We start from the raw sequence: 22051 nt of genomic DNA, 5'->3' as shown, positions 1-22051 counted from the left end.
CAGATGCAAAACTAAACTATAAGTGCTTTACACAAACAATACAGACAATTAAATAGCAATAGTAATTAAACTATCTTCTTGAAGACGGCAATGTTAATTTGAGCTTCCTAATAATTTTTAGATATACCAAATATATAGCGTTTATCAAGTTACTGAAGTACAATTATTTTTCTTCTTTTCTATTCCCAGTTTCCCCAATTACTACTCTGTACGGACGTTGTATGCAACTACTCCCTACTCCCGAGCAATAACAGATGCAAAACTAAACTATAAGTGCTTTACACAAACAATACAGACAATTAAATAGCAATAGTAATTAAACTATCTTCTTGAAGACGGCAATGTTAATTTGAGCTTCCTAATAATTTTTAGATATACCAAATATATAGCGTTTATCAAGTTACTGAAGTACAATTATTTTTCTTCTTTTCTATTCCCAGTTTCCCCAATTACTACTCTGTACGGACGTTGTATGCAACTACTCCCTACTCCCGAGCAATAACAGTTGTTTTTCTTCTTGTCTGTTCTCAGTTTCCCCAATTACTAGGATCTACTCCCTACTCCCTAAAATCAACGAATTCTGTACCTCACGCTTCTTGGGAATTGCTATAGTAATTAAACTTTGTTCTTTAAGACCAGAATTGATTAAAAATTTGGCAATTTAAACTAGAGGTTCCTGATAATTTGTAGATACACAAAATATACCAATCCATATTTATATAAAAATTAGTCTGATACCAATTCCCAACAAAAATACTAAACTTTCTCAAAACTTCAGATATTTGGTAAAAAGCCAGATTAAGTAATTTTTTTGGTACTGGTGAAAAGTAATGGTAGAAGCTAGGGGAAAATAATTTTTTCGCAACTCATTATCAAAATACTCTTGGATATTTAGAGGAATCAAAATTTAGGTAAATATCAAGATTAACTCAGATACCATTACTATGACGAACTACCATTTTTTTTAATCATTTTAGTGACGAATTCTTATAACTTACAGCAAGTTCAGTGATTAATATGACACAACTCCGAATAAATATTTTTTGCCTGTCCCCTATCCCCTACTCCCTATTCCCTTTCTTAATAGTAAACTTTCGTTACAATCCAAAGTCTACTATTTCCACAGATGTCACGTCCTTGTAAACTTAACTAATCAGGACAATCATATTGACCTACTGATACTGATATAGCAGAAGGCAAAAGGGAAAGGCTATCTTGAAAATTTGAGTTTGAGACTTTTGTTATGTCCCAACCTTATGCTTTGCTAGCTATTTAGATAAAAAATTTGAGAAGTAGAAGGTAAAATAAAGATGGCCGAATCAAGCCAACTACCATATTTATTACGAGCAACTAAGGGTGAAGTCTTAGACCGTCCACCTGTATGGATGATGAGACAAGCAGGACGTTACATGAAATCTTATCGAGATTTACGAGAGAAATACCCCTCATTTCGCGAGCGTTCCGAAAACGTAGATATTGCTGTGGAAATATCTCTGCAACCTTTCCACGCATTTAAACCTGATGGAGTAATTTTATTCTCAGATATCTTAACCCCACTTCCAGCAATAGGCATTGACTTTGATATAGTCGAAAGTAAAGGACCAATAATTGACCCTCCTATTCGCACCCAATCTCAAATTGACCAACTTCACCCCATCGAACCAGAAGAGTCTCTACCTTTTATTCGGGAAATTTTACAAATTCTCAAAAGAGAAGTTAAGAACGAAGCAGCAATTTTAGGTTTTATTGGGGCACCTTGGACATTAGCAGCTTATGCCATAGAAGGTAAAAGTTCTAAAGATTATACTTTTATCAAGAGAATGGCCTTTTGCGAACCAGAAATGTTGCATCAATTTCTTGGCAAACTAGCAGACGCGATCGCCGTTTATGCTCGTTACCAGATAAATAGTGGAGCACAAGTCATCCAAATGTTTGATTCTTGGGCAGGTCAACTTAGTCCTCAAGATTATGAAACTTTTGCCTTGCCTTATCAAAAACGAGTAGTCCAACAGGTTAAGGCAACTCATCCAAACACACCTTTTATTCTTTATATTAATGGCAGTGCTGGATTGTTAGAGAGAATGCCCCAAACTGGTGTTGATATAGTTAGTGTAGATTGGACAGTAGACATCGGCGAAGCAAGACAGCGACTAGGTAAAAATATTGGCATACAGGGAAATATAGACCCCGGCGTACTTTTTGGTTCTAAAGAGTTTATCAAATCTCGCATTTTGGAAACTATCCGCAAAGCAGGCAACCAAGGTCATATATTAAATTTAGGACATGGTGTTTTGCAAAAGACCCCTGAAGAAAATGTAGAGTTCTTCTTTAAAACTGCCAAAGAGGTCAGCAATTTACTAGCAGTAACTGCTTAATTAAATTCAACCTTATGTAAGATTTCCATTAATTTTTGTTTTGTCTAGGGGTGGGTTTATACTCGCCCCTATATTAATAGCAGAAGGAAGAGGGAAGAAGGAAGAGGGAAGAAGGAAGAGGGAAGAAGGAAGAAAGAAAAATATTGTGTTGTCTGAGTTTTATAGCGGTTTTCATTTCGGTAGACTACAGTTAGTACGGGCAACCCAAAAGCATTTTTGGCGTTGCTGAAGTAAGGAATGAAAGTCAACTTTGAGTAAGTTTTCAGCCAAAACAATAGTGCAAACTATACCTATTTCTTTCTATTTAGTCACCGAAAAACTCCTTTCTACCTAATGACTCCTGACTCAGTCCTTCTGTGAAATCATACATTTATTCAGAAACGGTGCATTTTTCTACTACCTACTCCCTACCCCAAAATAATTAATTTTGTGGTCTACTTAAATGAAAAGCACTTTCAACAATTAATAATTATATCAAATCCGTTTAATTCGGTATAAAAACATTCTTTATCTTCACCATTACCAAATCTTCATAAATTTTTTCCCTCCTGACTCCTGAGGACTGACTCCTGACTCCTACTTCAAAAGATTTTATACCGATGCTACCGGATTTGATATTACCTCTCCTTGAAAAGAAGAGGATTGACGCGATAGGGAAAATTTTTTTTCTCTTGGTCGATTGGATATGCGGAGGAGACCCGTTCTTGCAGACCCGCTCCGAAGATCGCCATCCAAACCTTCGGAAAGTTCCGAAGATCGACCGCTTTTTTTCTCCTTTAAAGGAGAGACTTTCAAACTTAATTATTCGGTAAGCTTTTGATATGTCAAATACAATAATGGCAACTGCTATATTATTCAACTTATTAGGGATTATTAGGGACTTCCAAGTAAAAAAAATCTCATTGCACTGAACTTAGAGGGGCAGGGAGTAGGGAGTAAAGAGAGTCTAAGAATTGGATAATTGATTTTTTGCTATTGCCTTATTTATCTCATCATTTAGTTTCTTGGTAACAAATGTGAAACTTGATTTAGGCAGGGTATTATGCCTTGCACTCTGACGGACATCAAAAAGAAATTCCGACAATTACTCCTATTATTTATAATATTATTCGATGAAATTAGTATTATACCAATTCCCATGTATTAATTCTATACTTATGTAACACTTCAGTTATTAATTACTTAATACTGGCTTTATCACTTTTTTGGTGATTTGAGCCAATTCAATGTTAATTATTCTTATTTTTACTGCTATCCTACTCCCCTACCCCCCTACTCAAAAAAAGTAGAAAAGTTTTTGATAAATGGTATTACATATTCCGATTTTTCCCCTTAGCTAAAATCCAAATTTTTGACCTAAAATAGCTAAAAAAGAGGGTACACCTCTGTGGATACATAAAATTTATTTGCTATAGTCTTAGAAGATAGTATCAAGAGTCAAAAATTACTTATAACCGGAATTTTACCTATCATCTAAAACTTAAAATATTTTTTTATGAGCCATAAACGGATTTTTGTAACGGGTGCTAGTGGGTGTATCGGTCACTATATTGTTGAGTCATTAATTCAAAATACTCAACACGAACTTTTCTTATTAGTGCGAAACCCGGAAAAGTTAAAAGTTGATTATAAAGCTCGTTCGGGTGTCAACCTTTTAACAGCAAATCTCCGAGAAATTGAAAGATTTTCCGACTTACTTTCAGAAATTAATGTGGCTATTCTCATTGCTACTGCTTGGGGAAACTTACAGGAAGTATTTGATATAAATGTTGTCAAAACAATTAAATTAGTCAAATTACTTAATCCAGAAGTATGTGAAAATATTATCTATTTTTCTACAGCTAGTATTCTTGATAGTCAAAATAAATTACTCAGAAAAGCTGGTGAAATTGGCACTGATTATATCCGCTCTAAATATGACTGTATGTATCAGTTATCTCGACTCAAAAATGTACCTCCTCTAACTTGTCTTTTTCCTACTTTAGTTTTAGGTGGAGATGACAGAAAACCTTATTCTCATCTTTCCTCTGGTTTGCCAGAAATAATTAGATATATTGGTTTAATTCGGTGGTTAAAAGCTGATGGTAGTTTCCATTTTATTCATGCTGAGGATATTGCTAGAGTCGTTACTTATCTAGTAGAAAACCCACCCCAGTCTCAGGAACTCCAGAAATTAGTTTTGGGAAATACACCAGTTACAGTTAATCAGGCAATTACGGAAATTTGTGCATATCTGAAGAAGCGAATATATTTCCAGTTTAATTTGTCTCCTTGGTTGATAGAACTAATAATTGTAGTATTTCAAATTCAAATAGCTGCTTGGGATAGATTTTGTTTAGAATATCGTCATTTTACATATCAAAATCCAGTTAATCCAGCTACTTTTAAACTACCAATTTCTTGTCCTACTCTTGCTGATATTTTGAGAACTAGAGATATTTTCCATAACTGAAAAACTAGAAAGTTCTCAACTGCTAAAGTCAGAAAAATTTGTTCGTTTCATTTTCTGAAGCTCAAAAAAATTAGAGGAAATTCCCAGGGAATAAACAAAAAACTGTGATAGTATGAAGTTATAAGGGTAAACTCGTAACTTAACATGACTTTTTATTCAACGCAAAAAACAGGATTACAGAGTTTCAAACAAATATAAAGTTTAGCGATAGATGATGTGGGAAATATCGGCACATCTTGAGAACTAGAGATATTTTCCATAACTGAAAAACTAGAAAGTTCTCAACTGCTAAAGTCAGAAAAACTTGTTCGTTTCATTTTCTGAAGCTCAAAAAAATCAGAGGAAATTCCCTGGGAATAAACAAAAAACTGTGGTAGTATAGAACTATAAGGTTAAGCTCGCCTACACGCATGACTTTTTATTCAACGCAAAAAACAGGATCACAGAGTTTCAAACAAAGATAGAGTGTGGCAATTGATGTGGAAAATATCGCCACTCAATACTGAATTAATCCACCACTTTTCAACTACTAACTTCTTGTCCTACTGTTGCTGATATCTTGAGAACTAGAAATATTTTCCATAACTGAAAAACTAGAAAGCTCTTAAATCCTAAACTCAGAACAAATTGCTCCCTTCATTGTTCATTGTGTGAAGCTCAGAAAAATTAGAGTAAATTCCCCAGACAACTCACAAAAAATTGTGATAGTATGAAGTTATAAGGATAAACTCGCTCCTACGCATGACTTTTTATTCAACGCAAAAAAACAGCAGTTAATTAGCCTAACCATCAAAACACAAAAAATTAGATAGCCAAAAAAACAGGCTGAATATCCAAGCGATCGCCAACCCTTAAACCCAACTCAGTAGCTCTTCCCCCCCTCAACTCAATCACTCCATCCACAGGAACATTAGGTCCATAAGTAGGACAAGGTTCAGATTCACAAGGAGGTAAATTAGAAAAAATTGCCTGTACCTCCCCATTCCTCAGAAACACCATATCCAGATTAATAAACACATTTCTCATCCAAAAACTCACAGTCCGAGGAGGGTTAATCTCAAACAACATTCCTCGATCCTCTGGCAACTCAGTCCTAAACATTAAACCTATTCCCTGTTCAAGTGGAGTTTGTGCCACCTCCAAACTAACCGTTTGACCAGAAAAACTTGCCTGTGCTGAAATAGGTAACATTTGACCCAACTCCACCTCACCAAAAATAGAACTAAAACTTGACTCCTCAAGACTTGTCACCCCTGACAAAACTGCCAAATATTCTCCCGTTACTCGGTCTTGAATAATAGTATTACTCTCAGAAGAAATAATATTCAACTCACTAAATTGTAAGCCACCAGTTAGGATTAGGCGATCGCCACCATTACCAAAATCAGTAATTACATCTGCATCTGTAATATTTACCGCACCAGTAGAAGATAGACCCCCACGTCTACCAATAGCAAATAAATCATCACCCTCACCTCCACTCATAGTGTCGCTGCCCAAGTCACCAATTAACCAGTCAGGGCCAAAATCTCCAAACATCAAGTCATTTCCTTGCCCTCCAAAAATTGTATCAGCATCTTGTCCACCGTATATAATATCATCCCCTTGATTACCTTGAAGGACATCAGTTCCCTGATTGCCGAAGATTTGGTCATTACCCCCGAAACCTTGGACAATATCTTTACTTGTCAGAGTAAGAATTATATCATTTTCAGTAGTGCCACTGAGAAAATCAATACCTGGTGTACCTTGAATATTAGTCATCAGATTTTATGTTTATATCAATTTTCAGTTATAGCAGAAGGAAGAAGGAGGAAGAAAAAATCTGGTGTAGTCTGATTTTTAAGCTTTTGATATGTTCTAACCTTTCCTTCGACTACTATATCTTTTCTGTTTTACAGTAGTATGGATGTTTCATCAATTTTTTTTAATCGCGTTGGTATTTTGAATTTATTGTAGTTCATCCATCTCAAAAGCGTTATAAATTTTTAGCTAAATTAGTAATATTTTTCATTCTAATTAACTACCAAATTACTGACATATCTAAAACCAACCCTGATCAAACATCCTCACCAGATAATGTTGTAAGAGAGTCTAATATTTCCACATCTTTACCAAAACGATAAATTTCTACTTGCCGAGATTTTCGATTAATTAACCAACCTAAACGCATTCCATTTTCCAGATATTCTGTCATTTTTTCTCTAGTGTCGAATAAGCTGTCAGAAGGAAACATTAATTCGATTAAAAAATCAGGGAAAAAAGGTAAAAAAAAATCTCTTTGTTCGGGAGTTAAATTATTCCATTTTTATCTGGTAATCCAGGAACAATCAGGAGAAATGTTAACACCATTAGGGAGTTGATAACCTACGGAATAATTGAAGCCAAATCCTAATTTTGTTTGTCTATTTCAAATTACTAAATTGGTAGAAATTTCAGCATTAATAATTCCAGTTTCTCCCCCCATCAGCCGCACAATAATTAAATCTCCTTTGGCATTTCGTTCAAATCTTAAATCCTGGTTTTTTTGACAAAGTTGAAAAAATTGTTCGTCTGTCAGGTCAATTATTGGGTTAAACTCAATAGTAATATTTGTCATTTTGATTCTTTATTTCCTAGAGTTAACTACCAAATTATTGTCATATCTAAAACAAATCCAGGCAAAATATCTTCACCAGATAATGTTTGAGGCGAGTCTAATATTTCCACATCTTTACCAGCACGATAAATTTCTAGTTGCTGATTTTTGGGATTAATTAACCAACCTAACTGCATTCAATTTTACAGATATTCTTTCATTTTGTCTCTGGTTTCAGACAAGCTGTCAGAAGGAAACATTAATTCAATTAAAAAATCAGGGCAAATAGGTAAAAATTTTGTTCTTTGTTCGGATGTTAAATTATTCCATTTTTCTATAGGTATCCAGGGAGTATCGGGAGAACGGTTAGCACAATTAGGGAGTTTAAAACCTGCGGATGAGTCGAAAACTTTGCCTAGCTTTCTTTGCTCATTCCAAATCCATATTTTAGAAGTTAATCCAGCGTTATAATTTCCAGTTTATCCCCCGGTCGGCGACATAATAATTAAATCTCCTTTGGCATTTATTTCAAATCTTAAATCCTGGTTTTTTTGACAGAGTTGAAAGAATTGTTCATCTGTTAAGTCAATTATTGGGTTAAATTCGATAGTATAGCTATTCATGGTTTAGTAATAGATATTAAAAGCCGATTTAAAGAGTCTAGTAGGGTGTTTTAGCGAAGCATAACCACAGCCTTATCCCAAATATTTGTACATTTTATTCATCCCAAATTCCTTGGGGTATTTTTGGACTTCTATCCCTTCCCCAGTTTGCCGGATAAATTCCCTGTTTAGTAATAGATATTAAAAGCCGATTTAAAGAGTCTAGTAGGGTGTTTTAGCGAAGCATAACCACAGCCTTATCCCAAATATTTGTACATTTTATTCATCCCAAATTCCTTGTGGTATTTCTGGAGTTCCATTCCTTCCCCAATTTGCCGGATAAATTCCCTGAGCTATAAACCGATGAATACTCGAAAATTGCCAATCTTGGGGATTTGCACATAACCCATGCCGAACGGGATTATATTGAATATAGTCACAATGCAGATCAAAATCTCGCTCATCTCGACTTAAATGTTCCCAAAAACGACGCTGCCAAAGATTGCTTTCTTTTCGCTTTTGTCGTCACAGAGAAATTTATCGATTAATACCTAATTCTATGTCCATAATGTTTAGTAACATAGGTTTTTATCAATCGCAATCTCTTTGAAAAATCCCGATCATTGCTGGGTGGTAAAGTCCACAGACAATGAAAATGCTCTGGTAGCAAAACAAAAGCATCAATAGAAAAAGGATGTTTCTCCCTTACCCTTTCGATCGCTTCTGTGAGAGCTTTTCTTCCAACTTCGCCACAAAACCAAGTTTCTCTTTTGACTGCCTGTTGAAGAGCGATCGCTTGTCTTGGTAATAGTAACTTTTGGCTGGCTATTCTAATGCACCATTTAAGGTGTGTCAGTCCACTACCAATAGCGTTCATGCGTAATTCCTGATAAAATCTAAATGCTTCTTAGCTTACCTAAAACCTACAGATAACCAACAACCTATTCCCCTATCTATTTAATCAAAAGTCATGCAATTAGATCGTATTGATATTCACCCTACCGACAGTCACGGTGACTTCAAACTGCGTAGTGGGAAACCCTTCCCATTTGGTGCAACTCTGGTGCCTGGAGGAGTGAATTTTTCTATATTCTCCTCTAATGCCACATCCTGTACATTGGTATTGTTTCAAAAAGGTGCTCTCCAACCAATGGCAGAAATTCCCTTTCCTGAAAAATTTAAAATTGGGAACGTTTATTGTATGATTGTCTTCGACCTGAATATAGAAAATATTGAATATGGCTACCGGATGGATGGACCGAATAACTTCCAGGAAGGTCAATGGTTCGACAAGAGTAAAATTCTCATGGACCCCTACGCTAAGATTATTGGGGGTCGCGATGTTTGGGGAGTTTTTCCTAACTGGGATGACAATTATCAACATCGAGCGAGAATTGCTTATGATGATTTTGACTGGGAAAATGACCGCCCTCTAGAAATTCCACCAGAAGACCAAATTATCTATGAAATGCACGTTCGTAGTTTTACCGCTCATCCCTCTTCTGGAGTCAAACATCCCGGAACATTTGCTGCCATCCGCGAAAAAATTCCCTACCTCAAAGAATTGGGTGTTAATTCAGTAGAATTGATGCCTATCTATGAATTTGATGAATTTGAAAATTCCCGCCCCAGCCCGATTACAGGGGAAATGCTTTACAATTATTGGGGTTATAGTACAGTCGGATTTTTTGCCCCGAAAGCAGGTTATGCAGCCACAGGCAAGTCAGGGATGCAGATGGATGAGTTAAAAACTCTAATTAAAGAACTGCATAAAAATGGAATTGAAGTGATTTTAGATGTTGTATTCAATCATACGGCAGAAGGTAATGAAAACGGTCCGACAATTTCTTTCCGGGGTATTGACAATAAAGTATATTATATGCTAACACCCGAAGGTTATTACTATAACTTTAGTGGCTGTGGTAATACGATTAACTGTAATAATCCCATCGTTCGTGGTGTGGTATTAGATTGTTTGCGTTATTGGGCAAGTGAATATCATATTGATGGTTTCCGGTTTGACTTGGCTTCAATTCTCGGTCGTGACCCCTGGGGAGCGCCATTGGCAAATCCTCCACTTTTAGAAACTCTGGCTTTTGACCCAATTTTAGCTAACTGTAAATTGATTGCAGAAGCTTGGGATGCAGGAGGTTTATACCAAGTTGGTTCTTTTCCAGCTTTTGGACGTTGGGCAGAATGGAATGGTAAGTATCGCGATGCAATTCGCAAATTTATTAAAGGTGATTGTACTGTAGGGGAAATGGCGCAAAGATTACAAGGTTCCCCAGACCTATATGCTTGGCAAGGTCGCGCTCCCGCAACATCTATTAATTTTATTACCGCCCATGATGGTTTCACTTTAGCCGATATGGTTTCTTACAATGGGAAACATAACGAAGCTAATGGGGAAAATAATAACGATGGTGCTAATGATAACGAAAGTTGGAATTGTGGAGCAGAAGGTTGGACAGACGACCCGGGAATTAATGCTTTGCGTAGTCGTCAGATGCGAAATGCGATCGCAATTATGATGGTTAGTCAAGGTGTTCCTATGTTGCTGATGGGAGATGAAATAGGACGCAGTAAACATGGTAATAATAATACCTACTGCCATGACTCGGAGCTGAATTGGCTTAACTGGGAATTTCTCAAAACGAATGCTGAGTTATTTAGATTTGTGAAAAATTGCATTGCATTTAGGAAAGCACACCCAGTATTAAGAAATCGCAACCATTTCAGAAATCAAGATTATACTGGTAGTGGTTATGCAGATATTACTTGGCATGGAACCCAGGCGTGGAATGTAGATTGGTCTGAGAGCTGCCGTACTATTGCTTTTATGCTCTGTGGCAAACACGCTAAAGAAGGAAAACAGCCAGATAACTATATTTATGTAGCAATGAATATGCACTGGGAAACTCTATTGTATGAAATTCCTGGTTTGCCCCAAGGAATGCAGTGGCACGTTTTTGCTAATACTGCCTGTCCATCGCCAGAAGATGCTTGGGAACCAGGAACTGAAGCTGTACTGGAAAATCAACAGGGGTTATTAGTTGGCGATCGCTCAGTAGTTATTTTGGTAGGTAAATAATATCATGTCTGGTTGAGACGAAGGAGTCGTAGGGGCGAATGGCATTCGCCCTTCATTAATTGATAATGGATAACTGATAATTACCTCGGGTTTTAACTGTTACGGAATTGAATATAAGGAAATATTATTTCTTCTCTTAGTCAATAGTCGCCCAGGGAGGAGACCCGTTCGTTCTTACAGACCCGCCCAGCTAACACCAACCACACTACGACGGTAAGCTCCGAAGATCAACCGCTTTTTTCCCTTAAAAGGGGAGACTTTAAACCAGAATTATTTAATTATTAATTATTAATTATTAATTATTCGGTGTTCCCTGTTCCCTGTTCCCTATTTTGGAGGAGATGTCTACTAATTATCCAAACATGATATAACCCAGGAATGATATGATAGAAAAACCAAAAAGATAGCTCAGTAGCAGAAACTATTACGAAATTAATAAATAAGGGAAAATTATGGCTTTTGAAGCAACTCTAGAAACAACAAACGGCATCGCTAAAATCACTTTATCTGGAGAACTAGACGGATCTACTGCTCCAGCTTTTAAGGAAAAAGTAGAGGAAGCAGCCGCCGGAAGTCCGAAAAGACTTGTTTTAATGATGAATGACCTAGAATATATGGCAAGTGCAGGTCTGCGGGTATTGATTTTCTCTAAACAAAAAATGGGAACAGGTGTTGATATTTATATGGTAGGTGTTCAAGAAATGGTGCTGGATACCATCAAGAAAACAGGTTTCGATCAAAGTATTTATTTAGTGGATGAATATGATGCAGCTAAAATAGAGAATATTTGAACAAAATTTACGCATTAAAGAAATAGTCAGCAGTAGGGGCGAACGGTTGTTCGCCCTTTGAAAGGGGGGAAGCACAAGGGAAAATTGCTTATGAATTAAACCAAACAACTTTAAGCACTCCCGTTGACCGTGGGGTATTAAACCTGCAAAAGACTATATAGAAAATCATAGATTTTTACAGATAGTTGTAGGTTTCTAAGAAAGGATGTCAGTTCTCACTCATTAGACATCTCCAGAAAAGAAGCAGTAGGCAGTACGGGGAAAGAATTGATAATTTATGCACGATCATTGATTTGATTTTTTGGCGTTGGTAATTTGAGGTATGATAGTCTGGATAAGAGCGCTATAGAACTCCGTGACCTTTACGCTCCCCCAAAAACTGTCTCCTTCTATTCCTCTTTCTTCTTCTTTCTTCCCTCCTGACTTCTGACTCCTGACTCCTAAGTAATTAAGATTTATATCATACACTAATTTACCAACGCCGATTTTTTATTATTGGAGATGTCTATTAGTAACTAGCTATATAAAAATAGGTGGTGGTGCATTGTCATTATTTTTTACGAAGCACGGCAGTGGGAGCATCTTGCTCCCGTACCATATATTCCTTTTTCCTGTATACAATTACTATGCAGGACTACCTAAAAATAAGGCTAAGAGTATTAGAAACAATGGTATCTACAGAAGAAAACTTGAGAGCAGAAATAGACTCACTACGTCAGGAGATGACTAAACTCCAAGATGAAATGGTGGCTTTCCGACTCGCTCAAAAGGTACTGATAGAAGTCACAAGAGGTTGTCATTGCTCACCAGGAGGAATCATTAGAGGAGCTTTACAAAAAACTTTAGATGTTTGTGCTGACGTATCCTGTAATGCAGAAAAAGGAAGTTTATTTTTACTAGATCCTGCATCTGGAAAAATTATAGATGCTATTCTGACTCGCGCTGAAGTAACTCCCAAACAACGTGCTCAATTAATTGGTAATGTTTTAGATAAAGGGTTAGCAGGTTGGGTAAGTCGCAACCTTGAGCTAGGATTAATTACAGATACCGAACAAGACGACCGCTGGCTGACTTTACCCGATCAACCTTATATAGTTCGTTCAGCATTGGGTGTTCCAATTATCAATGGCAAAAAAGAGTTGCTTGGTATCATTACCTTGCTGCATTCTCAAACAAATCATTTTACTTCGAGAATGGCAGAGTCAATGCAAGCTATAGCGGAACACATAGGATTGGTATTAGAAAATGCCAGACTTTATGGGCAACTAGATACTTATTCCAAAGCTCTAGACAATGAATTGGAAAAGGGTAGACAGATTCAAATAGACTTTCTTCCCTACGATCTTCCTAAGTTGGATGATTGGGAAATAGTTGCTTGTTTTCATCCAGCAAAGCAAGTGGCAGGAGACTTTTACGATGCTTTCACATTTGATAACAATCAAATAGGATTAGTAATTGCAGATGTTTGTGATAAAGGAGTAGGGGCAGCATTATTTATGGCTCTATTCCGCAGCTTAATTCGTATTTTTTCTGGGGAAATTCAATTCCGAGGAACAGCAGCTTCTATACTTCAAGCACATAAACCTAAAAATTCTGATTGGATAGGTGAGTCAAATGCAACTAACTTAGCTCACCAGAATGCTCTTCAAGCTGTTCGTCTTACAAACAACTATGTTGCAGAAAAACATTGGCAAATGAGTATGTTTGCCACATTATTTTTTGGGGTGCTAGATCCGAAAACGGGTATACTCAGCTATATTAATGGAGGACATGAACCGCTATTTATTGTTAATCAAGATGGTATAATAAAACAACTATTAAATTCTACTGGTCCTGCGGTAGGAATGATGCCAAATATGCAGTTTGGAATTCAGCAGGTTCATTTAGAAAGGGGAGATATATTAATAGGTTATACTGATGGAGTAACTGAGGCAAAATCTCCTGATGGAAAGTTATTTACAGATAATAAGCTAAAAGAAATAGTAGAAAAATCTGCTAATTATGCCTCATAATTGATGGAACGCATTAAAGATAATTTATTTAATTATATGGATGATGCGCCACAATTTGATGATATTACAATATTAGCGGTGCGTCGAAATTATTGAAGAAGGCATAAGGCAGAAGGTATCCCCCCCTTCCCCCCTTTCAAAGGGGGGAGGTAGAAGGGAGAATTGCATGGTGGGATTCAAACCCAAAACAATTTTAAGGACTGCGGGTGACGATGGGGTATTAAACCCGCCACACAAAAGATGAAAATTATTACTAAAAAAAACTAAAAAAAAAGGAGCATTATGAAACCTTTAATAGTGTCAGCTAACCTAGACTCTTTAGGAAAAATTGGTCAGTATATTATGTCGGCAGGAAAAGAAGCTGGTTTAGAAAAAAAAGCATCATATAAATTACGTTTAGCAGTAGATGAAATAGCAACAAATATTATTACTCATGGCTATGATAAAGCTGGTTTAGCAGGAGATATTTCTGTACAAGCAGAAATAAATGAGCACAATTTAACTGTTTATATTGAAGATACAGCCATACCTTATGACCCTACTCAAGCAGAAATGGTAACAGAAGAAACTTTACAACAAACCTTAGATAAACGCCCTATAGGTGGATTAGGAATATATTTAGCAAAAGACAGTGTTGATAAGTTTATGTATAAACGAGTAGGTGACCGAAATCGTAATATTTTAGTTGTGAATCAAGTTAGGTAGTGGTGTCGCCGTAATGATAGAGGGAGATGGGAAGATGGGGAGATGGGGAGATGGGGAGATGGGGAGATGGGGAGATGGGAAAGAAACCGAAATACATCCTCTCTCTTGGTCGATTGGATATGGCGAGGAGACCCGTTCTTGCAGACCCGCTCCGAAGATCGCCATCCCACCCTACGGGAAGCTCCGCTTTTTCCTAGGTCATACTCCGCAAACATATCGCGCAGCGTTAACGGAGTTGTGCGCCAGCAAAACGACCGCTTTCTTTTCATTGGAGCGGAGGCGATCGTAGCTGATATCATTAGATGATTTGTCCCTAGTTCAATCAATACCATTACTGTTGAAAGAATGGATAAAATTATAACATAACTTTGGTAAGGGTAAGGAAGAAGTAAGAGGGAAGAAGGCTTAAAAGCCTGAAAAAACTTAAATATCCTGTAGATATTCACGCTAACTTTTACAAAAACGACACTAGGGGACATGATATGATTCATAACGCGAGCAAGATGCTCCCACTAATTATCCTAATCAACCTGACGGTTGCTATAGTTCAAATAACGGAAGATAAATAATCAAACTTCTTCCTTTTTCCTTCTACAATAATAATATGCTAAATCAAAATTGGTTAAAACCTGGTGACTTACTACAAGTTATTTCACCAAGCGGTTGTCTGCGAGAATTAGATGCTTTTGAAAAGGGAGTGGAAATTTGGCGATCGCATGACTACCAAGTAGAATTAACTCCTGGTTATGATGAGAAATGGGGTTATTTAGCAGGTACAGACGAAAGTCGCCTCACTCAATTAATAGCAGCGATGAGTAATGAAAATTATCGTGGTCTTCTCTGCTCTAGGGGTGGTTATGGTACGACTCGCTTACTCGAAAACTGGCCAAACCTCAATGATTTTTCATTGCCTGCTCCTAAATGGTTGATTGGTTTTTCTGATATTACTGCCCTGTTGTGGACTTTTAGTAAAATTAGCAATTTTTCCTGTGTTCATGGTCCATTATTAACTACTTTAGCTGCAGAACCAGAGTGGTCAATTCAACGACTATTTGACTTGGTAGAGGGTCGTTCCCTAGAACCTTTACAAGGCAATGGTTGGGGTGGAGGCCAGGCCAAGGGCTATTTAATGCCTGCAAATTTGACTGTAGCTGGTCATTTATTAGGCACTAAGTATCAACCAGATTTGAGGGGGACAATTTTAGCCTTAGAAGATACAAATGAAGCTCCTTACCGTATTGACCGAATGTTGACTCACTGGCGGATGGCTGGGGTTTTACAGCAGGTAAATGGTATTGCCCTGGGGCGGTTTAGTCAGTCTTCTACTGGCCTTATGAATAATAAAGAATTTACTGTTGGGGATGTATTGCGCGATCGCCTGTCCGATCTAAATATTCCTATCGTTTCCGAGCTTCCTTTTGGCCACGATGGTCCAAATGCAGCTTTACCTGTAGGAGTTGAGGCCAATCTTGATGGTGACCGAGGTATTCTGGAAATTACTAGGAACTAAAGAAGTAGGGAGTTGTTGGTTAGAAGTTATCATCTTTGACTACCTCCGACTTAATTCCATTGTAGTGGGAGTATGACTTCTAAGCATTCTTCATCTTTTCCCAAGACCTAGACCTTTTACCTTCCTGAATTTTAACCTTTTGGCGAGTCAAAATTTTTTATTAAAAATTCTTGCTAATCGGTAAATTTAGCCAGGAGCTTAACTCCTGAGCAAGCCAGTCACGCTCAGGGGGAGTCAAGTCGAAATTATTATTCCATCTTAAATTATCACCTACTGTGAATTTCTTCGTTCCTACCCAAATGTTAATTTTAGGAGGTACTATTGCAGTACCTCCTTCGCTCTCTTTTATTATATATGAGGGAGTGATTTCAATTTGTGTAATCTTTTGTCGAGGTGCAGTTAATTGCCACCACCTCAACCCGAATATTTCCAAAGAGTGAGAAATCTTTGATTGAGTAATACGAAATCTAATTGTTCCAAATAAAATCGAGATAATTGTCCAAGTCATTGCCGGACCTGTTAGCAAGAAAAAAAGTGCAAATAGAACAGATAACCAATCACCAGAATTCCAGCTTACAATAAACCCATTGCCAAAAACGAAATACCATGGAAATGCAAACAAAATGATGAGGATTAGCTCTAAATTGAAACCTCGTGGCGGAAAAACAATTTCCAATATCTGTCTGGTCTTCGTAACTTGAACTCTACTACCTTCAGGTTTGGTAACGGCAGTCAACTGATTTTTTAGGAGGTTGGGTATTTTTAGAGCTTCTAATGCTTGTTTTACCGATTTCAGCCGTAAATCTAAACTTGGCTCTGTCATTGATTTCAGCCAGTCGATTAGATGTGGACTGAGATTGACTTGCTCTTCAAACTGGATACGCATCTCCTCTTGAGGTAATTCATCGGGATGTTGCCCAGTTGCCAGATAAATAAGAGTCGCTCCCAAAGCATATAAATCTGAAGCAGGTGTAGTTTGTCCCCCAAATTGTTCAAGTGGCATATAGCCGTAAGTGCCAACAATTGTCCGGGTCCCACCATGTACTGCTGTTTGAACTGAACCCAAATCAATCAGGTAAACTTGCCCAATGCTATTACCACTGCGGTCAGCTAATAAAATATTACTGGGTTTAATATCCCGATGAATAACAGGTGGTTGACAATTATGCAGGTAATCTAAAATTTTTAATAGCTTTGTGGCGATCGCTTTGATATCGACTTCGCTAAAGGTACGACCAGACTGTATCCAGTCGGACAAAGATTTAGCCTCTATATAAGTTTGAACTAAGGCAAAACCTTTTCCTGACTCCATCTCCACATCAAAGTAATCCAGGTATTGAGGAATAGAGGGATGTTCCAGAAATTTCAGCACCTCAGCTTCCCGCTCAAACAGTTTCAGATGTTCCCAAGTAAAGTCAGGGCTAAATAGCAATAACTTAATGACAACCAACGAATCTGTGTGTAAGTCATTAGCAAGAAAAGTTCTACGACCAGTTTGACCGCCAAGTACAGATTGTATATGATAGCGATCGCGTAAAACTTGACCAATGAATTTCTCCATCATTTTTGCTGTTAATTTAGATATTTGAACTGGTTGTTTCTCTGATACCAAATTTTGTTATCTAACTTTCAGTATAACTAAATTTAACTGATACTCAGTATTACAATATTTCTTATCTTTTTTTTCTCATTTTTAGACTTGACATTATACTCTTAATAAAGTATAATTAATGGCTTTGATTAACTTATACGTTTTGGAAAATAATGGTTATCATTAGACCATAATTACAAATTTTACTGTAAGGTTTTTGGTTACTGATTAAATATATGTTCTAATCTATAAAATACTTTGTATTCTTATAGGCACTGACTGTAAAAGATCAATCGTCAAATACAAAATCTTAATAGTGACCAAAAAATAAGGTCTCCTGTCCCTTGAAGGGGAATGAACAAAATAAACTTCAGTATTTCAAGCCTTTGACTTTCCTGCGGAATGCTGCGCAAACAGCCATAGGAACTGATAACTGATAACTGATAACTGAAATGACACCTGATACCTGAAAAATGACTAATCAACAAACTCTGAGGCAGAAACTTTTAGATTTAGACAACTGTAACTACAAAGCCTACAGAGACATTCAAGGTAGTTACGAATTTCCTGACTTTACCCTAATTATTGATTATATTCAGGGAGACCCCTTTGGGGCTCCTAGTAAACTTCGGGTGCAGGTGCCTTATACAGTTGCTGCTTTTCCTCCAGAACTTTATCAAAGTCCAATTCGAGAAGTTGCCCTACGAGATTTCCTGACTCGTAAATTTGACAGAATGGCTTATGAGGTCAGTGGACGCCGTGGAACTGGCAAAAGTGGGATGGTGGCAATTACGAAAATGGGACAGGAAGTGCTGGAACGAACATCAGTATATTTGGCTAATATAGATCCTCCAGCTCCTAAAGTTGTTTCTCCTGGGTCAAACCCCGCTTTACAAAGAGGAAAACCGATAAAATTAAAAAACAATCCTCAAAAAGGTGTTGAAGTACGATTAATAGTTGGATTACCTGCAAATGGTCGTCGTATTCTAGGCAGACAGGCCGCAGAAATGTTGTGTGATGATATGCCTTATATTGTTCATCGGAGTCTCAAATATGAACAATTAGATGCTGATGCTTGTCGCCGTCATGTAGAAACTGTAGAAGATACAGATTTTTTACGGAAGCAGTTGGTAGAAAAAAATCTGGTGGCTTTTGTTGCTAATGGTGCAATTTTACCACGTCGTAGTGGGATTGACAGTCGCCCTTTGTCATCTGAGAATGTAGTGCCATTTCAGTCTCCTCCATCTTTGGAAGTAGAGTTTGAATGCCCGAATCAAGGTAAAATTTCTGGCATGGGAATATCTAAAGGGGTGACATTAATTGTGGGTGGTGGTTATCATGGTAAGTCTACCCTCCTCAAAGCGATTGAATTAGGGGTTTATAATCACATTCCTGGTGATGGACGTGAATTTGTTGTGACAGATCCAGCAGCGGTGAAAATTAGAGCAGAGGATGGTCGTAGTGTTGCAGGTGTAGATATTTCGCCGTTTATTAATCAATTGCCTCAAGACCGTTCTACTACTCAATTTACTACTGAAAATGCTAGTGGTAGTACTTCTCAAGCTGCAAATATTATGGAAGCTTTGGAGATAGGTATTAAAAATGCTCCACCTGAAGAATCTGAAGAAATTGCCACAACTTCTCCTGTCTTGTTAGTAGATGAGGATACAGCAGCAACTAATTTTATGATTCGCGATCGCCGGATGCAAGAACTTATTGCCAAAGATAGTGAACCTATAACTCCTTTTATTGATAAGGTAAGACAGTTATATATTGACTATCAAGTATCAACAATTTTGGTTATGGGTGGTAGTGGTGACTATTTTGAAGTGGCAGATAAAATTATTGCTATGGAAAACTTCCAAGCTAAAGAAGTTACAGAAAAAGCTAAAGAGATTGCCGAAAAATACGTTACTGGTCGTACTTCTGAAGGTGGTGAAAATTTTGGTGAAATTCGAGCGCGGATACCACTATCAGAAAGTTTAGATCCCAGTCGGGGACGACGAGATGTGCGTTTAAAAGTACGAGACGTTGATGAGGTTGTGTTTGGTAGCGAGGATGTTGATCTCTCTAGTGTTGAACAGTTAGTGAGTAAAGACCAACTAACGGCGATTGGTGCAGCTATGGTTTATGCTAAAAAACAATACATGGATAGTGATCGAACATTGTCAGAAGTTGTTGATGCTATTATGGTAGATATTGAATCTAAAGGTTTGGATGTTTTGCTTCCTTTTCCACAAGCAGATTTAGCTATCTTCCGACGTTTTGAGTTGGCAGCAGCGATCAATCGTTTACGGACTTTGAAAGTTAAATAATTACTGCTGAGGAAAAATAATGTTTAATATTAACATTTAGCATAAGCTGTTTAGCATTGAAATTGGGTATATAAATATTGACTCATTGAATAGAGCTGATAGTTTAACAGTCTTTCTCTGTTCCCTGTTATATTATGTCCGGTTGAATACTGATAAATAGACCTCTGGTGAAAAAGGTATAAATTTTGGCCTGAAGTAGGGAACAGGGAATACCAAGCATGACAAATGTTTGCTACAAATAATTATGTGAGTACTTAGGAGTCAGAACTCGGAACTCAGTTAGGGTCTCCGTCGTTAGGGCGACGTACAGAATTAATATATTAAGTATCATTTCTTAGGACGTCTTTTTAGTCACTTGTAACATCTGATGTCAAGTATTTTAACTCTTCTAATTATTCGTAACATTCTTTTTTCACGCTTGGTAGAACAGGGAAGAGCTTTTTGGGAAAAAGGTACAAAAAATGATTTATTTGGTGATATCACCTCCGGTTGAATACTGATAAATAAGTGAGTAGGGAGTAGGGAGTAGTAGAGACGTTGCATGGAACGTCTGTAGGTCTTAGAGAGAAAAAAGAGATTTGCGATAGCAACTGAATAGCAACTGAAAGGATAGTTTTTTTTCATAACTAATAGAGTTGTGGCTAAATAGATGAAAAAAATCGCTCCAACCTAGACAGAGCAATAATTCCAAAACTTTTTAGCTGCCAATAGCTACAATCCTGACAGAACAAAGTTTTTGAGGATTTTTTAAGTTATAAAGCGACAAGTCTAATTATCCGAAGATGATATTACCTGCACGTTTGCATACCAGTCTGCACCGAAAGTGCTATATGTATATTTAATCTAGAAGGAAAAAATTATGACGATCGCTAAATTTATGGAAAATTTGGACAAGCATTGGTGTTCGCTTGCCAATTATACCAAGGTAGCGATCGCGTTCTATCAAATCACCAAGCTAATTACAAATTGCTCCTCTAGTGTCAACTTCTAAAGCTTTTACTTCTGTAACTACTCCTTGATTTTTCCAAGTATCTGCCATTGCTGTTACTACTGCTGATGTTGTGAGCGAATTTGTCAGTGCTAATAAAGTCGGGCCAGCACCACTGATTACCATTTCATCAGCACCAGCATCTAAAGCAGCTAATCTGACTTTTTCATATCCTGTGATTAGAGACTTACGGTAGGGTTGGTGAATTTTATCTTGCATTCCAGCTTTTAACCAATCTCCATTACCAGTTTCTAAACCTCTTAACAAAATGCCTAAATGGGCAGCATTGAATATTGCATCGGCGCGACAGTATTCTGTTGGTAAAACTCGTCGCGCTTCTGCTGTTGAAAGTTCAAAGTCTGGAATTGCTACTACTGGCACAATATCAGAATGCCAAGGAATATCACATATTTCCCAACCAGTAGGAGTAGAGGCAGTTAAACAACAGCCACCGAGTAAGGCAGGTACAACGTTATCTGGGTGTCCTTCAATGACGACCGCTAAATTCATTACTTCTGTTTGACTCAAAGGATGTCCCGCCAGTTGATTTGCTCCGAGTAAACCTCCGACTATTGCAGTAGCTGAACTTCCTAAACCCCTAGCTAAGGGTACGCCTAAGTCGATTTCTATTTCTACAGATGGCGGTATTTGGTCGAGATGTTCATATAATTTGACGAATGCTTGATAGGCGAGATTGGTATTATCTGTGCTTACTCGTGCAGCTTCTTTGCCAGTGACAGAAATTTTGAGTTCTGTTGCGCTATCCGCAATAGAAAATTTTAAGCGGTTATATAAGGAGAGAGCAGCACCGATGCAGTCAAAACCAGGGCCGATATTTGCAGTAGTTGCGGGAACGGTAACGGTAACAGAGGAAGGTGTGGTCATTTCAGTTATCAGTTATAGCGCTACGCGCTAGGGAATAGGGAACCGGGAACAGGGAATAGCAAACTGTAAAAGGATTTTAGGATTGAAAAATGTCCTAACCAATTTTTGTAGTGCTATATCAGTTATCAGTACCTCCGGCTGAGGCCAGAGGCAAGA

The 22051-nt window shown here is 37.5% G+C and carries 15 protein-coding genes and 2 pseudogenes; 11 read left to right on the top strand and 6 right to left on the bottom strand.

Annotation, left to right across the window (positions count from 1 at the left end):
* Positions 1-1310 precede the first annotated feature (1310 nt).
* The 3 genes from hemE (at position 1311) to F6K27_RS10650 (ending at position 4827) form a co-directional block, all read left to right on the top strand.
* Positions 1311-2375, top strand: a complete 1065-nt coding sequence (hemE, locus tag F6K27_RS10660) for a uroporphyrinogen decarboxylase (protein WP_287276234.1) — start codon at positions 1311-1313, stop codon at positions 2373-2375.
* A gap of 40 nt (positions 2376-2415) precedes the next feature.
* On the top strand, positions 2416-2604 hold the full coding sequence (locus F6K27_RS10655) for a hypothetical protein (protein WP_124144757.1): 189 nt from the start codon (positions 2416-2418) through the stop codon (positions 2602-2604).
* Positions 2605-3870: 1266 nt separating this feature from the next.
* A complete protein-coding gene (locus F6K27_RS10650; protein ID WP_287276232.1) occupies positions 3871-4827 on the top strand; it encodes an NAD(P)-dependent oxidoreductase in 957 nt (318 codons plus the stop codon).
* An 804-nt stretch (positions 4828-5631) separates the two neighbouring features.
* Here F6K27_RS10650 and F6K27_RS10645 read toward each other — a convergent pair.
* From F6K27_RS10645 to F6K27_RS10635, 3 genes and pseudogenes are all read right to left on the bottom strand, one after another.
* Positions 5632-6591: a DUF192 domain-containing protein gene (locus F6K27_RS10645; RefSeq protein ID WP_287276231.1), complete on the bottom strand. Its 960-nt coding sequence runs from the start codon at positions 6589-6591 to the stop codon at positions 5632-5634.
* 295 nt (positions 6592-6886) lie between these two features.
* A pseudogene (locus F6K27_RS10640) lies at positions 6887-7426 on the bottom strand (Uma2 family endonuclease).
* A 26-nt stretch (positions 7427-7452) separates the two neighbouring features.
* Positions 7453-8028 (bottom strand): annotated as a pseudogene (locus F6K27_RS10635) (Uma2 family endonuclease).
* Between the two features lie 374 nt (positions 8029-8402).
* Here F6K27_RS10635 and F6K27_RS10630 point away from each other — a divergent pair.
* Positions 8403-8555: a hypothetical protein gene (locus F6K27_RS10630; protein WP_287284273.1), complete on the top strand. Its 153-nt coding sequence runs from the start codon at positions 8403-8405 to the stop codon at positions 8553-8555.
* On the opposite strand, the gene F6K27_RS10625 is transcribed toward F6K27_RS10630, so the two are convergent.
* Positions 8552-8884 (bottom strand): hypothetical protein, encoded by a 333-nt coding sequence (locus tag F6K27_RS10625; RefSeq protein WP_287276229.1) that lies wholly within the window; start codon positions 8882-8884, stop codon positions 8552-8554. The two genes, F6K27_RS10630 and F6K27_RS10625, sit on opposite strands and share 4 nt — an antisense overlap.
* Positions 8885-8977: 93 nt before the next feature.
* Here F6K27_RS10625 and glgX point away from each other — a divergent pair, with 93 nt between their 5' ends.
* The 6 genes from glgX to F6K27_RS10595 all read left to right on the top strand — a co-directional run bounded on the left by glgX (position 8978) and on the right by F6K27_RS10595 (position 16116).
* Positions 8978-11098 carry a glycogen debranching protein GlgX gene (gene glgX, locus F6K27_RS10620; protein WP_287276227.1) on the top strand — a complete coding sequence of 707 codons (2121 nt, stop codon included), beginning with the start codon at positions 8978-8980 and terminating at the stop codon, positions 11096-11098.
* Positions 11099-11550: 452 nt separating this feature from the next.
* A complete protein-coding gene (locus F6K27_RS10615; RefSeq protein ID WP_287276225.1) occupies positions 11551-11889 on the top strand; it encodes an anti-sigma factor antagonist in 339 nt (112 codons plus the stop codon).
* Positions 11890-12557: 668 nt separating this feature from the next.
* The gene (locus tag F6K27_RS10610; protein ID WP_287276224.1) at positions 12558-13901 is read left to right on the top strand and encodes a PP2C family protein-serine/threonine phosphatase; all 1344 of its coding nucleotides are present in this window, start codon (positions 12558-12560) and stop codon (positions 13899-13901) included.
* A 282-nt stretch (positions 13902-14183) separates the two neighbouring features.
* Complete coding sequence (locus tag F6K27_RS10605; RefSeq protein ID WP_124146753.1) at positions 14184-14606, top strand: ATP-binding protein; 423 nt, start codon at positions 14184-14186, stop codon at positions 14604-14606.
* A 42-nt stretch (positions 14607-14648) separates the two neighbouring features.
* Positions 14649-14912 carry a hypothetical protein gene (locus F6K27_RS10600; RefSeq protein WP_161564665.1) on the top strand — a complete coding sequence of 88 codons (264 nt, stop codon included), beginning with the start codon at positions 14649-14651 and terminating at the stop codon, positions 14910-14912.
* A 298-nt stretch (positions 14913-15210) separates the two neighbouring features.
* Positions 15211-16116 (top strand): LD-carboxypeptidase, encoded by a 906-nt coding sequence (locus F6K27_RS10595; protein ID WP_287276222.1) that lies wholly within the window; start codon positions 15211-15213, stop codon positions 16114-16116.
* 160 nt (positions 16117-16276) lie between these two features.
* Here F6K27_RS10595 and F6K27_RS10590 read toward each other — a convergent pair whose 3' ends face one another.
* Entirely contained in the window at positions 16277-17728 is a 1452-nt protein-coding gene (locus F6K27_RS10590) for a serine/threonine-protein kinase (protein WP_287276220.1), read from the bottom strand.
* A gap of 452 nt (positions 17729-18180) precedes the next feature.
* On the opposite strand from F6K27_RS10590, the gene F6K27_RS10585 reads away from it, so the two are divergent.
* Positions 18181-20022: an ABC-ATPase domain-containing protein gene (locus F6K27_RS10585; RefSeq protein WP_287276218.1), complete on the top strand. Its 1842-nt coding sequence runs from the start codon at positions 18181-18183 to the stop codon at positions 20020-20022.
* 955 nt (positions 20023-20977) lie between these two features.
* Here the strand turns inward: F6K27_RS10585 and thrB are convergent.
* Positions 20978-21895: a homoserine kinase gene (thrB, locus tag F6K27_RS10580; protein ID WP_287276216.1), complete on the bottom strand. Its 918-nt coding sequence runs from the start codon at positions 21893-21895 to the stop codon at positions 20978-20980.
* Positions 21896-22051 lie beyond the last annotated feature (156 nt).

The sequence above is a fragment of the Okeania sp. SIO2F5 genome (assembly GCF_010692685.1).
Lineage (GTDB): Bacteria > Cyanobacteriota > Cyanobacteriia > Cyanobacteriales > Microcoleaceae > Okeania > Okeania hirsuta.
This window is presented reverse-complemented; position numbering and strand designations above follow the sequence as displayed.

Bases quoted from the DNA above. Each gene is read 5' to 3' on its own strand.
- F6K27_RS10585 (WP_287276218.1), top strand. From the start codon at position 18,181: ATGACTAATCAACAAACTCTGAGGCAGAAACTTTTAGATTTAGACAAC.
- hemE (WP_287276234.1), top strand. From the start codon at position 1,311: ATGGCCGAATCAAGCCAACTACCATATTTATTACGAGCAACTAAGGGT.
- F6K27_RS10650 (WP_287276232.1), top strand. From the start codon at position 3,871: ATGAGCCATAAACGGATTTTTGTAACGGGTGCTAGTGGGTGTATCGGT.
- thrB (WP_287276216.1), bottom strand. From the start codon at position 21,895: ATGACCACACCTTCCTCTGTTACCGTTACCGTTCCCGCAACTACTGCA.
- F6K27_RS10605 (WP_124146753.1), top strand. From the start codon at position 14,184: ATGAAACCTTTAATAGTGTCAGCTAACCTAGACTCTTTAGGAAAAATT.
- F6K27_RS10595 (WP_287276222.1), top strand. From the start codon at position 15,211: ATGCTAAATCAAAATTGGTTAAAACCTGGTGACTTACTACAAGTTATT.
- F6K27_RS10615 (WP_287276225.1), top strand. From the start codon at position 11,551: ATGGCTTTTGAAGCAACTCTAGAAACAACAAACGGCATCGCTAAAATC.
- glgX (WP_287276227.1), top strand. From the start codon at position 8,978: ATGCAATTAGATCGTATTGATATTCACCCTACCGACAGTCACGGTGAC.
- F6K27_RS10610 (WP_287276224.1), top strand. From the start codon at position 12,558: ATGGTATCTACAGAAGAAAACTTGAGAGCAGAAATAGACTCACTACGT.
- F6K27_RS10645 (WP_287276231.1), bottom strand. From the start codon at position 6,591: ATGACTAATATTCAAGGTACACCAGGTATTGATTTTCTCAGTGGCACT.
- F6K27_RS10600 (WP_161564665.1), top strand. From the start codon at position 14,649: ATGGGGAGATGGGGAGATGGGGAGATGGGGAGATGGGAAAGAAACCGA.
- F6K27_RS10625 (WP_287276229.1), bottom strand. From the start codon at position 8,884: ATGAACGCTATTGGTAGTGGACTGACACACCTTAAATGGTGCATTAGA.